The following is a 13,513-nucleotide window of genomic DNA, read 5'->3' as shown; positions in this document are numbered from 1 at the left end:
TCGGGTATACCCCCGTACGAAGAGGGTTGTTGCCCGGATGTGGGCGGCACCGGAGATCCGTGAGGCTCTTCGTATGACGCAGCGCAAGCGAATCATCCGCGACGCCGCCCTCGTCGGCGTCTCCACCGCACTCCTCGGGATCACCGCGCCGTTCACCGCCTCCGCCGCGACCGCGGACCCGGCCGGGACCCTCACCTGGACGGACTGCGGCGGGGGCGCCGCCGACCCCCGTCAGCAGTGCGCCACGCTCCGGGTGCCCATGGACTACGCCGATCCCGGCAGCCCCCTTATCGACATCGCCGTCTCGCGCGTCCGGAGCGAGGATCCGGACGCCCGGCGCGGGACGCTGCTGCTGATCCCCGGCGGGCCGGGCGGGTCCAGTCTGGGCGACCCGTCGGGGAAGGGGCAGAAGCTGCCGCGCGAAGTCCGGGACGCCTACGACCTGGTCGGGTTCGCGCCGCGCGGGCTCGCCCCGTCCACCGCCGTCGACTGCGGGCTGGAGACCGCCGACCTCGCCACCTCCAGGCTCCGCCCCTGGCCCGCCCCGGACGGCTCGATCGACGGGAACCTCGACACCGCGCGCCGCGTCACCGACGCCTGCGTACGCGACGGCGGCGAGCTGATGCGGCACCTCGGCACGGCGAACGAGGCCCGCGACCTCGACCGTCTCCGGGCCGCGCTCGGCGAGCAGAGGATCTCCGCGTGGGGGGTGTCGTACGGGACGTACGTCGGCGCGGTGTACGCGCAGCTCTTCCCGCACCGCACCGACCGAATCGTGCTGGACAGCAACGACGACCCCGACCCGACCCGCGTCGCCCGTGCCTGGCTCGCCGGCCACGAGCAGGGCGTGGAGGACACCTTCCCGGACTTCGCCGCGTGGGCCTCTCGGCCGGGCAACCCGGACCGCGTGGCACTCCGGGCCGCCGACGTACGGCCGCGGTTCCTGCGGCTCGCCGCCGAGTTGGACCGTACGCCGATCCCCTGGCCGGGAGCCAACCCGGAGGTGCTGAACGGCAATGTGCTGCGTCAGACGATGCTGGACAGCCTGTACCGCCCCAGCGCCTATCCCACGCTCGCCAGGCTGATGCGGGCCGCGGCGCAGGGCACCGTGCCGCCCGCGCCCCAGACGCCGCCCGAGTCCGTGCTGCAGAACGTCACCGCCGTGGGGGTGGGGACGCTCTGCAACGACGTCGCCTGGCCGAAGTCGCCGGCCGTGTACCGCAAGGGCGTCGCCGAGAGCCGCGCCAAGTACCCGCTCACCGCGGGCATGCCCCGCAACGCGATGGTGTGCGCCGCCTGGCCCTACGCGCCGCGCGAGGCGCCGGTGCGGATCACCGGCCGGGGGCCGTCCAACGTCCTGCTCGTCCAGAACGAACGGGACGTGGCCACCCCGCTCAGCGGCGCCCGGAAGATGCGGGAGGCGCTCGGCCGGCGCGCGGTCATGGTCACCGTGGACTCCACCGGCCACGACGCCTACCTCGCCAACGGCAACGCCTGCGGCGACCGGACCGTCTCCCGCTTCCTCGCGACCGGTCAGCGACCGTCCGCCGACCTCTACTGCGAGGGCTGAGTCGGTCCGCCGTCCGCCGGAGGTCGGCCGACGCCGGGGGTCACCAGCCCCGACTCGTAGGCCACGATGACCAGTTGCGCGCGGTCCCGCGCCCCCAGCTTGCCCATGATGCGGCTGACGTGGGTCTTGGCGGTCAGAGGGCTCAGGCCCAGGGAGTCGGCGATCTCCGTGTTGTTGAGGCCGCGTGCGACCAGGGCGAGCACCTGGCGTTCCCGGTCGGACAGGCAGTCGGGTCCCGCGATGCCCGCGGCGGGCGTCGCGGGGCTGCGCAGGAACCTCTCGATCAGGCGGGCGGTCGGTCCGGGCGACAGGAGCGCCTCGCCCGCCGTCACCGTGCGGATGGCGTCGAGGAGTTCGGCGGGCCGGGTGTCCTTGACCAGGAATCCGGAGGCGCCCGCGCGGAGCGCCTCCACGATGTTCTCGTCGGTGTCGTAGGTGGTGAGGACCAGCACCCGCACGCCCGCGAGGTCCTCGTCGGCGGCGATCAGCCGGGTCGCCTCGATGCCGTCCAGGTCGGGCATGCGGACGTCCATGACGACGAGGTCGGCGCGTTCGGCGCGGGCCAGCTCCACGGCCTCGCGGCCGGTGGCCGCCTCGCCGACCACCTGAATGTCCGGCGCCGAGGCCACGAGCAGGGCGAACGCGGCGCGGACGAGGTTCTGGTCGTCCGCGAGCAGCACGCGTATCGTCATCGGTCGCTCTCCGGGGTCGGGTGCGTCGGGGTCGGGGCGGGCCCCGTCGGTACGGCGGGCGTCGGCAGCACGGCTGTCACCTCGAAGCCGCCCCCGCCGCCGCCCTCCCGCGGCCCGGCGTCGAGTGTGCCACCCACGCTGCGGGCCCGCTCCCGCATGCCGACGAGGCCGAAGCCGGGGGTGCCGGCGGGGTCGGGCCCGGTCCCGTCGTCGGTGACGGACAGGCGCAGGGCGCCCCGCTCGGCGCGCACCTCGACGTGGACGGACGGCTTCGGGCCCGCGTGGCGCACGGAGTTGGTCAACGCCTCCTGCACGATGCGGTAGGCGGCGGCGCCGACCGCTGGCGGGACGGCGTCGGCCCGTACCGACAGCTCCACCCGCGCGCCCGCGCCCCGGGCGGTCTTGGCGAGGTCGGGCAGCCCGTGCAGTCCGGGCAGCGGGCCGCGGGCGTCGGTGGCGTCCTGCTCCCGCAGCACCTCCAGCGTGGTGCGCAGTTCGCCGCGCGCGCTCCGGCAGGTCTCGGCGATGTCTTCGAGGGCCTTGGCGACGGCGGCCCGGTCCAGGCGGCCGGGGTCGGCGGTCAGGACGTGGGCGGCGACCGAGGTCTGCACGCCGATGAGGGTGATGCTGTGCGCGAGCAGGTCGTGCAGGTCCCGGGCGACGCGCAGGCGTTCCTCGGCGACGCGGCGGCGGGCCTCCTCCTCGCGGGTGCGTTCGGCGCGTTCGGCCCGTTCGACGATGGAGGCGACGTACTGGCGGTAGTAGCGGACGTCGACGCCGGCGAAGAGGATGGCGATCACCCAGCCGGAGATGCGGATCAGCTCGACGGCCTGGTGGGTGTTGACGGTGAGCATGATGCCGACGGAGATGGTGAGGACTCCGATGCCGGTCAGGATCGTGCGCAGCGGGCGGCCGGTGACGGCGAGCGTGTAGAGCGCCACGTAGGAGGCCGGACCGGCCGCCGCGTGGTTGTTGTCCATCGCGTGGTACGGCCCGACGAGGGCCACCACCGCCGCGAGCACCAGCAGCGGGTGGCGCCGCCGCCACACGATCGGGACGTGCGCGGCGACCAGCAGCGTCCAGCCGGCCGCGTCCGGGCGGCGGCCCTCGTCGGTGGACAGGGCGAGGCAGACGGCGCCGGTGAGGAGGACCGCGGCGAGCACGGCGTCGTTGCGGGTGCCGTGCGGGGCGGCGCGCGGGTCGCGGTTGACGGCGGCCATGATCCGCTCGCCGGCACGCGGCCGGGGCACTGTCGTGGTGGTTGCCTGCACGGGCCCATCCTCCGCGACGGACGCGCCCCTCCGGGAGGGGAGGGGCGCACTCCGGTCGCCCGGCACCTCAGACACCGACGGGCTCCCGCTCACCGGCCGCCGCGGGCTCCCGGGGCGCCCGGGACAGCGGGCCCGGCCACCACACCCGGCGCCGCAGGGCGACGCTCGCGCTGGTGACGAGGTAGGTGCGGACGAGGAAGGTGTCGAGCAGGACACCGACCGCGATGACGAAGCCCAGCTCGACCAGTTGCACCATCGGCATGCTGGTGAGCACCGCGAAGGTGGCGGCGAGGACCAGCCCGGCGGAGGCGATGACCCCGCCGGTGGTGCGCAGCGCGGAGAGCGCGGCCGCGGTGGGTTCGGCGCCGCGCAGGGACTCCTCGCGCATGCGGTGCATCAGGAAGATGCCGTAGTCGACGCCGAGGGCGACCAGGAACACGAAGGACAGCAGGCCGAGTCCGGGGTCGGTGCCCTCGAAGCCGAAGAGCGGCCCGAAGACCAGTCCCCCGATGCCGAGCGCCGCGCCCCACACGGCGACCACGGCGGCGACCAGGATCAGCGGCGCGACCAGCGACCGCAGCAGCACCGTCAGGATCAGCAGCACCGACAGCAGCACGATCGGGACGACGATGGCTGTGTCGCGGGCGTTGGTGTCCTCCAGGTCGATCTGCTGGGCGCTGGGGCCGCCGACGTAGGAGCCGTCGAGCGAGTCGCGCAGGGACTCGATGGTGGCGGTCTCGGCCGCCGACTGGGGCGGGGCGGAGGCGAGTACGGTCAGCTCCGTCCAGCCTCCGCCGCTGCGGACGGCCTCGGCGCTCTTGACGCCGCGGGTGTCGCGGGCCTCGGCGAGGGCGGCCTCGGCCCGGCCGGTGGGGGTGATGACGGTGATGGGCTGGGTGCCGCGCTCCGGGTAGGCGGCGGCGAGGGTCTCCATCGCGGCGATGGCGTCGGGCCGGGTGGTGAAGGAGTCCTCCTGCTTGAGGGAGCCGGGCAGGGCGAACGCCCCGAGCGCGAGCGCGCCGAGCAGCACCGCGCCGCCCACGAGGACGGTGCGGGGCCGGCGTTCAGCGGAGCCGCCCATCGCCGCGAACAGCGACCTGCGTGCCTTGGGCGTGCTGCCGTGGCGGGGCACGAGCGGCCAGAAGACGCGGCGGCCCAGCAGGACCAGGAGCGCGGGCAGCAGGGTCAGCATGGCGGCGAGCGCGCACAGCACGCCGACGGTGCCGAGCGGGCCCATGCCCCGGCTGGAGTTGAGGTCGGCGGCGAGCAGGCACAGCAGCCCGGCGGCGACGGTGCCGGAGGAGGCGAGCACGGCGGGTCCGCAGCCGCGCAGGGCGGCGGCCATGGCGTCGTACGGCCGCTCGACGCGCCGCAGTTCCTCGCGGTAGCGGGAGACCAGCAGCAGCGCGTAGTCGGTGCCGACGCCGAAGACGAGGATGGTCATGATGCCGGAGCTCTGGCCGGAGACCGCGGTGCCGAACCACTGGTTGAGGCCGTAGGCGACGCCCATGGAGAGGTAGTCGGCGATGCCGGCGACGGCGAGCGGGACCAGCCACAGGAACGGGCTGCGGTAGATGAGGATCAGCAGCAGCGCGACGACGGCCGCGGTGGTGTAGAGCAGGGGGCCGTCGAGGGAGTTGTAGACCTCGGCGGCGTCGGTGGCGAGCGCTCCGGCGCCGCCGACCTCGACGCTCAGCCCGTCGCCGCCCCGGGCGATGTCCCGTACGGCGTTGACGAGGGCGTCGCGGGCCTCCTCGTCCTGGCCGGGCTCGGTGCTGGCGACCGGGTACATGAGGGTGGTGCCGTCCTCGGACGGGAGGCCGGCGGGACGGCCGGTGAGTTCGTGCGCGCCCGCGATCTCGGCGACCTGGCCGGCGGCGGTGGCCCGGTCGGCGGCGGTCAGTCCGGCGTCCCGGTGGTAGACGAGGACCATCTCGGTGGCCTCGCCGCCCGGCAGCCGGTCCTGGATCTTGGCGACCTGCGTCGAGTCGGCGCCGGCCGGCAGGTAGTCGACGGCGCGGTCGCGCTGCACGTCCGCGAGTTTCGACGCGAACGGCGAGGCGATCGCCAGGACCGCGATCCACAGTCCGAGCACCAGCCAGGGCACGGCCCGCCGTCGCCCCCCACTTGTCCTTACGGCCCCCATCTGACGGGCCTCCCTCCGCTGGATGTCTGGTCGGCTGTCTCCAGACTTCCGGCGGCGGGCGGCCGGCACGTCGGACCCGGGGGCGAGTTGCCCGGTACTGCCCCGGGTGACGTGCGGGCGCCGTTACTCCCCGGGGAGTACCGAGAGGGCGGTCAGGCCTGGTCGACCATCCAGTTGCCGTCCTCCTCGTCGTCGACGCGCACCTCCAGTTCGCGCAGGCCCATGCCCGCGTCCCAGAGTTCCCGGAAGCGCTTGAGCCGGTCCCGTACGTAGTCCTGGCGCGCGGTGAGGCGGGTCCGCACGTTGACGTCGCGCAGGTCCTGTTCGATCTCGAACGACACCTCCTCGTCGTAGAGGATGAAGTCGTTGGTGGTGCCGCGCTGGAGGTGCGGGGGCAGTTCGGGCAGGACCGCCACGCGGACGTCGATGCGGCGCAGTTCCTGCTCCTCGCAGAGGCGCAGCAGCCGGTCGTCGAGTTCGCGGGCGCTCTCCAGCAGGAACAGGCGGCGTACCGCGACGCCCTGTTCGTCGATGGCCGCCTGCTGGGCGTCGAGGTAGCGCCCGGCGGGCTCGCTGTTCCAGAACTGCCGGTCCACGGAGGTGCTGGTGGCGAGGATGGACTGCTCGGCGGCCCGGGTGAGGGTGAGCATCCAGTCGTGGTTCTCGCCGGGGCACTCGGCGCTCAGGTTGGTGAGGTCCGCCATGTGGCCGACCACCCGCTCCATCTCCAGGTGGACGAAGGTGTGCAGGATCGAGGGGCTGGGCAGCAGGACGTCGGCGAAGCCCTTGGCCAGGTCGGGCACGCTGTCGATGCGGACCGGGTCCAGCGGCGTCCCGGACTCGCCGGACCCGTGGTCCCCGTGGGTGACGTGCGTCTCGACGAGCTGCTTGACGTCCTCGGTGTACCGGGTCAGACCGGACTTCAGCTCGTCGTCGTACTGGTTGAGCCCGTCCCGTACGGCGGCGGTGTTCTCGGCGAGGGCGCTCTCCACCCGGCGGGTGTGCTCCTCCAGCCGCTCGTGGGCCGGGCGTGGTGCCAGGCCGAGCACGTACTGGACGAGGAGCGCCGCGCCGGCGCAGAGGACGGCGGCCGTGAACTGCCGCAGGGTGCCGTCGTCGGGGCTGAGCAGTGCCGTGACGCTCCAGAAGAGGGCGCCGACCACGAGGGCGATCAGCAGCATGCGCGCCCATGGGGACTCGCCCCTCGGGTCGGCCGGGCCCGGGGTGCGGGCCGTGTCGTCGGGTCGGGGTGACTGTGCCGTGCTCATCTCGCTTCTCCCCCCGTTGGGATGCGCGTCGGATCGGGGTGCGGGGATGTGCGTGGGAGGCGCTGGGTCCGGTCAGGGAGCCGGCTCCACCTCCCGGTGGGGTGCGGGGATGGCGTGCAGGGTGAGCTGGTCGCGGATGCGCTGCACCAGCGCCTGCCACTGCCGGGTGAAGCCGGGCCGTTCCTCCAGCGGGTCCCACAGCGGAGCCAGGTCCCGGGTCACCCGGGCCCGTGGCATCCACAGGTGCAGCAGGTGGTCCACGGCCGGACGCAGCGCCCGTACGACGGCGCCGGCGTCCCGCGTGGGTGTGGCGCCGAGCCGGATGCCGTCGAGCATGCGGACGACGGTGGTGAGGAGCCAGTCGTGCAGGGCGAGGTCGTCGCAGAGCGCGGCGAGGTCGGCGCCGTCGGTGTTTTCGGGCACCCGCAGGCGTACGGTGCGCAGTTCGTCCTCGGCGAGGGTGAACCGTTCGAGGGAGGGGGCGTCCCCCGGGTCGGCGGGGAGGGCCACCCAGCGCAGCCGGGTCGGGCGGGAGCGGAAGGGCGGGCGCTGGTCGAGCAGGGGGTGGCGCAGCAGCCGGGTGAGCAGCCCGTCGGCGATCAGGCCGACGTCGAGGTCGCCGTGGCGTCCGCCGCCGAGCACGCCCTGCGCGACCGCCTCGTGCGGGAGCCTGCCGAGCGGTTCGACCACTCCGGGCCGCACCAGGTACTCGCCCCAGGGCCGCCGCTGGTCGGGACCGGCGGCGGGGAGCCGGCAGTGCGCGGAGGTCTGAAGGACCCGTCCCTCGGTGAGCGCGGCGTGCGCGGTGACGGTGCCCACCGCGCGGACCCGGGCGCCGTTGGCGCTGGGCAGCGGGCAGTCGACGCCGGTCAGGGTGTCGGGAGAACGCGCGTAGAGGCCAGGGCGCTCGGAGAGCAGGACGCGTTCGTCGGCGCGCAGGCCGAGGAGTTGGGCGGCGGAGCGGATGTCGAGGGCCTGCCGGGCGGGCAGCAGGCAGGTGCGGATCTCGCCGCAGGCGAGGACGGCGGGCGGGGTGCTCTGCCGCGGCGCCATCTCAGGGCCCCGCGTAGAAGACGTAGGAGACGCGGTCGGCGACCGAGTCGGGGACGGCCGTGCGCTCCTTCCCGGAACGCTCGGCGACCTGGGCCAGCGCCCCCGGGTCGACCTCGATCTGGTCGAGGATCACGCGCACCGCGTGTTCGACCGGGAGGAAGCGGTTGGGCACGACGGAACAGGTCCGGTAGGCGGAGAAGGGGTCGGCGCGGGGGTTGAGCCGGAGCAGGGAGGGCAGTTCGTCCCAGTCCTCGGGGAAGCCGGTGCCGGTGTGCGGCTGCGGGACGAGGACGGCCTCGCCGGCGTCGCGCAGCAGTCCGAGGCGGGCGAGCTGCCAGACGGCGGCGAGGAAGGGGCAGGACCAGGTGCGGTGCCCGTCGGCGTCGTCGTTCCACAGTTCGACGTCGAGGAAGACGGAGTGGCGGCGGGCGGCGGTCTCCCGGGGCGGCTGCCAGGGAGCGGCGCGCTTCATCGCCTGGGGGGCGCGGGCGACGGGGGCGCGTTCGCCGTTGGCGAGCCAGCCGGTCCGCGCGGTGGGCGGGCGCATGCCGTAGCTGCCGGGGGCGGGCGACTCCACGATGCGGCCGGCCACCGCCTCCGCGACGGGCGTCTTGCCGGTGACGGCGCACCCGGACTCGCGGGCCAGGTAGTCGATGGCGAGCCCGGCCCGTTCGGCCTCCGCGAGGAGCATGGGGACGACCTCGGCCGGGGTGGAGAACCGGCTGAAGTAGTCGTCGATCAGGAAGCAGGTGCTGATCCGGGCCCGCTTGCCGCCGACCCGCGCGACGGCCGCGGCCCGGGCCGCCTCCACCCAGGGCAGCACCTCGGCGAAGTGGCGGCGCAGCCGCTCGGGCCCGGCCTCGAAGTCCTCCATGTAGAGGTGCCCCAGCTCCAGTGAGAGATGAGCCAGCGGCACCGACTCCGTACGCGCCTCGGCAGCGGTCTCCCGGAACACGGCGTCACTCACGGCCGCCCCCAATGCACGTCGTCCGTCAGGCGGCGGGCGATCTCCTCCAGGGCCTCCAGCGTCTCCTTGTTCGCTATCTGGGTGGAGAGGACGTCCTCCTCGGTGATCAGCTGTTCGCGCCACTGGAGTATGGGCTCCAGCGGTACGACGCCGAGGACGACGCTGTCGCCGATGCGGTGCTCGGCGGCGAGCCGGCGCAGTGCCTCGTCGCAGGCCTGCATCCAGGCGGCCTGGGCCGGCGAACCCTGGGACCACAGCGGCGACTCGGGGTCGGGTACGGCGGCCCGTACGAAGCGGATGGCGGCGCGCAGGGCGTCCTCGTCGTGCCCGCGCTCGACGCCGCCGCCGATGATGCCGTGCTCGGCGTGGACCAGTCCGGAGGCGGCGATCACGTGCTGGCGGGTCCAGCGGTGGAAGACCAGCCAGCGGAAGGGGACGTTGCGCATCCGCGGGTGGGCGGTGGCCGCGAGGACCATGTCGACGGCGTAGCTGCGGCCGGCGCTGAGGTCGACGACGGTGACGTCGAACTCGCCGTTGAGTTTGAGCAGCAGGTCGATGCAGCGCTCCAGGGCCTCCTCGCCGGTGGCGAACTCGCCGCCGCCGGCGTCGCCGGGGAACAGCACCAGGCGGCCGGACTGGTTGGGGCGGGCGCGCAGCAGGGGGTGCTCGGTCTGCCGCCAGACGTCGATGCGGACCGGTTCCGCCGCCTCGCCCTCCAGGTAGGAGTGGAGGCCGTGCTCTTCGGTGCCGCGCATGGCGCTGGGCACGTCGAAGACGGCGGCGGCGGTGGGCGAGCCGAAGTCGAAGTCGACGTAGGCCACGTGGTCGCCGGTGAGGGCGCGCTGGTAGGCCAGGTTGGCGCTGGTGACCGAGCGGCCCGTGCCTCCCTTGTCGGAGGCGGCGAAGACGAGCACGCTCACACCTCCTGGGCGGCGGCGCCCCGGGCCTGGGCCAGGGTGTCGAGTTCCTGGAGTACGGGCAGCGCCAGTGCGAAGGCGGTGGCGGGCCGGTCGTCGACCAGGCTGCGGGCGTGGTCGAGGCGGCTCTCGATGCTCCGCATGGCGCGGGCCCTGCTTCCGTCGGCGGCGACGGACGCCTCCAACTGTTCCCTGCCGAACAGGTGGGTGGCCTCGCTGAGCAGTTCGCGGGCGAGTTCGGCGAGTTCGGGGCTGCGGATCGGCTGCTGCTCGTAGAGGATGCGGGCGGCGACGAGGCACTCGGTGACGCGCTCGGTGATGCTCCAGGACATCCGCAGCCCCGCCTCGTGGGCCTCGGGGTAGACGGCCTGGACGTTGTCCCAGAGGCCGGCGCCGTCCTCGTCGTCGATGCGGCGGGTCCACAGGTGCTCGAAGGCCTGCTCGGCCAGGCGCAGCAGCCGGTCCTGCGCGCCGATGTTCCGGGAGAGTTCGGCGAGCTGGATGATCCGCTTGAGGAGCTGCGCCGAGAAGTCGGTCATCCGCCACAGCAGTTGTCCGCCGGAGCGCTCGGACCCGGCGAGCGGCATGGTGACGCCGGGCGTGTGCAGCAGGATGGTGGGGTCGTTCCTGGTCATGCGGCTGGTGACTCTGCCGCGGTCGGCGAGGCGTTCCATGATGGCGACGGTGCGGGTGAGGTCGTCGTCGGTCGCCTTCCGGCGGACCAGGTCGTGGACGACGATGGCCGCGACGGTCAGGGAGAAGTACTCGGACTCCAGGCGCAGTCCGGTGGTCTGCCAGGGCAGGTCCTCCAGGGGCCAGCGGTCGGCGCCGAAACGCGCGATCGCGGACCAGTACTGCTGGCTCAGTTCCCAGCGCAGGCGCAGCATCTCGGCGAGCTTCTGCTGGTCCTCGTCGAGCAGACCGAGGGTGAGGGTGCGGTCGGAGAAGAGGTCCTGGATGCCGTCGAGGGCGGTGACGGTGAAGTACACGTAGGGCAGCCGGTCGGCGATGCCGTCGGGCTGGCCGGGTACGGGGACGCTCAGGTCGGTGATCTTCGGCGCGTCCTTGACGATGCCCCAGGCCCAGCCGCATTCGAAGAGCTGGCTCTCGTCGCGGATGCCCTCGTCGACCTGGATGCCTCTGGAGATGCTCTCGATGATGGTGGCGCGCAGCGGGCGTAACCGGCGGGAGAACTGCTGGAGGACGACGCGGTCGGACTGCCCGCCCTGTCCGATGACCTCGATCAGCCGGCTGCCCTGTTCGGACTCGGCGTCGAAGACGTTGACGGTGAAGGAGCGCAGCAGGCTGACCATCGCGGCGGTCAGCCGGGTGTTGGTGGCCTCCCTCAGCTCGCCTACGGCCTTGCGCACCTCGGGGCGGGTCGTGGTGCCCTCGTAGATCTTGAGGAAGCCGAGGGTGGCGAGGCAGAGCGTGACGGACATGGAGTAGGAGTCGACCACGCCGAGCTGGTACTGCTCGTGGCTGATCTCGCCACCGGCCTCGGCGGGGCGGAAGTAGTGGCCGCCGGAGAAGGTGGGGCTGTCGTCCGTGCCGGTGTGGGTGCGCATGAACTGGGTCAGCGCGGTGATCAGGTTGGGCGGGATCTCCAGCCGGGTGCCAACGCGGTCGAGGGCGCGCAGGACGTCACGTTCGGTGATGTCGGGCTGGTCCAGGCGGAAGGCGGGGACCTCGGTGGCCGGATACAGGATGCAGAGCAGCCGTTCGGCGTCGGCGACGCTGCTCAGCCCGTCGGTGTCCCCCCGGACGAGCTTCCCGTCGTCGAACGAGTGACGAGCCATGGCCTGCCAGATTTCCAGCAGGTGCTGCCGTGGCTTGATCTGCATCCCCGCACCCCTCATACAGACCGGCGAACCGGCATCTCGGGCATGATTCCCGTCAGCTGCCTTCAGGAACAGCTACTTTTGCGCCTTCCGAGTGCCAAAAGCATCCCCTCATGCCCCTCCCGCACCGTGTGCTGGAGATCATGTACGACCAGTTCCTCCACGTACTCGCCCATGATCTCCCGCACCCCCTCGGCACCCACACGGAATGCCGGGTAGCGGATCCCGTTGACGATATACCCCTCGGACTCCTTCATGAACGCCGCCGCGAACGGCGCACCCGCCTCCAGGACGTTCATGAACGTCCGGACACCCCGTTCGAACTCGGCGGGGCACTCCGTCATGGACTCCGCGACGAAGCACATCGTCCCCATGCCCCAGCGCTGCCAGCCGTCCAGGTCGAACAAATTGGCACGCTCCACCTGCACGACCTCACCGAACCTGCTTCTCGGCTCGACGTCCTCGTATGCGGCGTCCTTGCGGAGAACGTCCCAGAACGCGTCCCAAACGGGCTCGAACCCCTGCCCGGAGGTCTGCCGCTCCAAGTACGCGATATTCGGGAGGGCATACTCGAGCAGCGTGATCTTTTCACACCACGGCAGCATGGCGAGCGCAGGGTAGAGATTCGGCCCGGCGCCCACGTCGACGCCGCGGGCCGGGCGAGCAGTGGTGCCAGCGAAGCTGCGACTGAAGTGATCGCGCATCAGCCGCACGATCTCCAGGTCCGCCTCACCGGAGATCCTGTAATTGATGTCGATATAGCTGTCCGGAGCAAACGCCGACCATCGCGCATCCGCATTACGAATCATATTGTCAACCCTTCGCCCCGGATACAGGGACATGTACGTGTAGAAAACACCTGACGAACGTGAGAATACCAGGGGCAATTAAGTCAAAACGCCTCACTCGAGTGCGGCTGCGATCGCTGCTCCAGTCTCCTTCTTGGTGAGGTAATGGGTAACGTCGTGCACATGGGACCCATTGGGAACCAAGTGACAACTGACAGCCGGTCCGAACGAGGGGCGGAGATCCTTTACCAGCGCCACCACGTCCCGGGCATCGGCAATGTTCGTCCAGGCAGTGGAGGACGGCTCCCCCGGCCACCGGCCCACTCCCCGCTCGGGCCTTGGATCGACGCGGTCGAATATCAGGTTGGGTATACCCAGGGGAGAACCCAGAGTCACAAAGGACCTGACGTCGTGCACCGGCATGGAACACAACGCCTCATACGCCACGATGCTGCCCAGAGAATGTGCCACGACCACGCGGGTGTCCGCTCCGACAATCCTCCGCACCCGGTCTCGTACCGCGGCTCGCAGCTCGAGATCGGCAAGATAACGAACGACCTGTTTCAGATCGAATATGAGCGCCTTCTCGGCCAGACCTGCGAAGAACCGCGATCCCGACAGGGCCAGCAGCGCCGACTGGACCATCGGACGCACACCGAAGAGCAGGTTCTCGGCATCCGGCGCCACCACCTGCGGCTCCACGGCGGCGGCACGCTTCCACCACTGCATCAGCAGCTCCGTCTCCGGCCCGGGTGATACGTCCCACCACTCGTAGTGAGGGTCACCACCGGCGAGATGCTGCCCCTGAGGCAGGAACAAGTCCCCGTAGAAGCCCATCAGCACGTCGGGGTCCTCGATCCTCGCCGGCGAACCGGCCCTGCGCATCCCGTCGTTGAGCGCGGGTGTCCACTGGCTCAGCAGCGTCTGCTCGCCGAGTTGCTGCTTCCCCACACCGTGTACGCAGACAACACGTGCCATCTGATCCTCCGTGACAGTGCTG

The 13,513-nt window shown here is 72.2% G+C and carries 11 protein-coding genes; 1 reads left to right on the top strand and 10 read right to left on the bottom strand.

Translation table 11 applies throughout. The features are described from left to right. The first annotated feature begins 73 nt into the window (after nucleotides 1–73). Entirely contained in the window at nucleotides 74–1,570 is a 1,497-nt protein-coding gene (locus tag ACZ67M_RS02660; RefSeq protein WP_469849289.1) for an alpha/beta hydrolase, read from the top strand. Here the strand turns inward: ACZ67M_RS02660 and ACZ67M_RS02655 are convergent. The 10 genes from ACZ67M_RS02655 to ACZ67M_RS02610 form a co-directional block, all read right to left on the bottom strand. Further along, nucleotides 1,555–2,262, bottom strand: a complete 708-nt coding sequence (locus ACZ67M_RS02655; RefSeq protein WP_469849287.1) for a response regulator — start codon at nucleotides 2,260–2,262, stop codon at nucleotides 1,555–1,557. The genes ACZ67M_RS02660 and ACZ67M_RS02655 overlap by 16 nt on opposite strands. Next, on the bottom strand, nucleotides 2,259–3,533 hold the full coding sequence (locus tag ACZ67M_RS02650; RefSeq protein WP_469849286.1) for a sensor histidine kinase: 1,275 nt from the start codon (nucleotides 3,531–3,533) through the stop codon (nucleotides 2,259–2,261). The genes ACZ67M_RS02655 and ACZ67M_RS02650 overlap by 4 nt, the downstream gene beginning before the upstream one ends. A 67-nt stretch (nucleotides 3,534–3,600) precedes the next feature. Beyond that, nucleotides 3,601–5,679, bottom strand: coding sequence for an MMPL family transporter (locus ACZ67M_RS02645; protein WP_469849285.1), 2,079 nt, complete (start codon nucleotides 5,677–5,679; stop codon nucleotides 3,601–3,603). A 152-nt stretch (nucleotides 5,680–5,831) separates the two neighbouring features. Next, nucleotides 5,832–6,947, bottom strand: a complete 1,116-nt coding sequence (locus tag ACZ67M_RS02640) for a hypothetical protein (protein WP_361354893.1) — start codon at nucleotides 6,945–6,947, stop codon at nucleotides 5,832–5,834. A gap of 72 nt (nucleotides 6,948–7,019) precedes the next feature. Continuing rightward, nucleotides 7,020–8,000: an SCO2521 family protein gene (locus ACZ67M_RS02635; RefSeq protein ID WP_469849284.1), complete on the bottom strand. Its 981-nt coding sequence runs from the start codon at nucleotides 7,998–8,000 to the stop codon at nucleotides 7,020–7,022. Between the two features lies 1 nt (nucleotide 8,001). Continuing rightward, nucleotides 8,002–8,967, bottom strand: a complete 966-nt coding sequence (locus tag ACZ67M_RS02630) for an SCO2522 family protein (RefSeq protein WP_450731217.1) — start codon at nucleotides 8,965–8,967, stop codon at nucleotides 8,002–8,004. Further along, nucleotides 8,964–9,881 carry an SCO2523 family variant P-loop protein gene (locus tag ACZ67M_RS02625; RefSeq protein WP_361355515.1) on the bottom strand — a complete coding sequence of 306 codons (918 nt, stop codon included), beginning with the start codon at nucleotides 9,879–9,881 and terminating at the stop codon, nucleotides 8,964–8,966. Before ACZ67M_RS02625 ends, ACZ67M_RS02630 begins: the two co-directional genes overlap by 4 nt. Before the next feature lie 2 nt (nucleotides 9,882–9,883). Next, a complete protein-coding gene (locus tag ACZ67M_RS02620; protein ID WP_361354885.1) occupies nucleotides 9,884–11,728 on the bottom strand; it encodes an SCO2524 family protein in 1,845 nt (614 codons plus the stop codon). Between the two features lie 62 nt (nucleotides 11,729–11,790). Then, a complete protein-coding gene (locus tag ACZ67M_RS02615; RefSeq protein ID WP_361354882.1) occupies nucleotides 11,791–12,534 on the bottom strand; it encodes an SCO2525 family SAM-dependent methyltransferase in 744 nt (247 codons plus the stop codon). 93 nt (nucleotides 12,535–12,627) lie between these two features. Then, the gene (locus tag ACZ67M_RS02610) at nucleotides 12,628–13,491 is read right to left on the bottom strand and encodes a lipase family protein (protein WP_360885126.1); all 864 of its coding nucleotides are present in this window, start codon (nucleotides 13,489–13,491) and stop codon (nucleotides 12,628–12,630) included. Nucleotides 13,492–13,513: the final 22 nt, after the last annotated feature.

The organism is Streptomyces sp. NPDC107500 (assembly GCF_055582785.1).
This window is presented reverse-complemented; position numbering and strand designations above follow the sequence as displayed.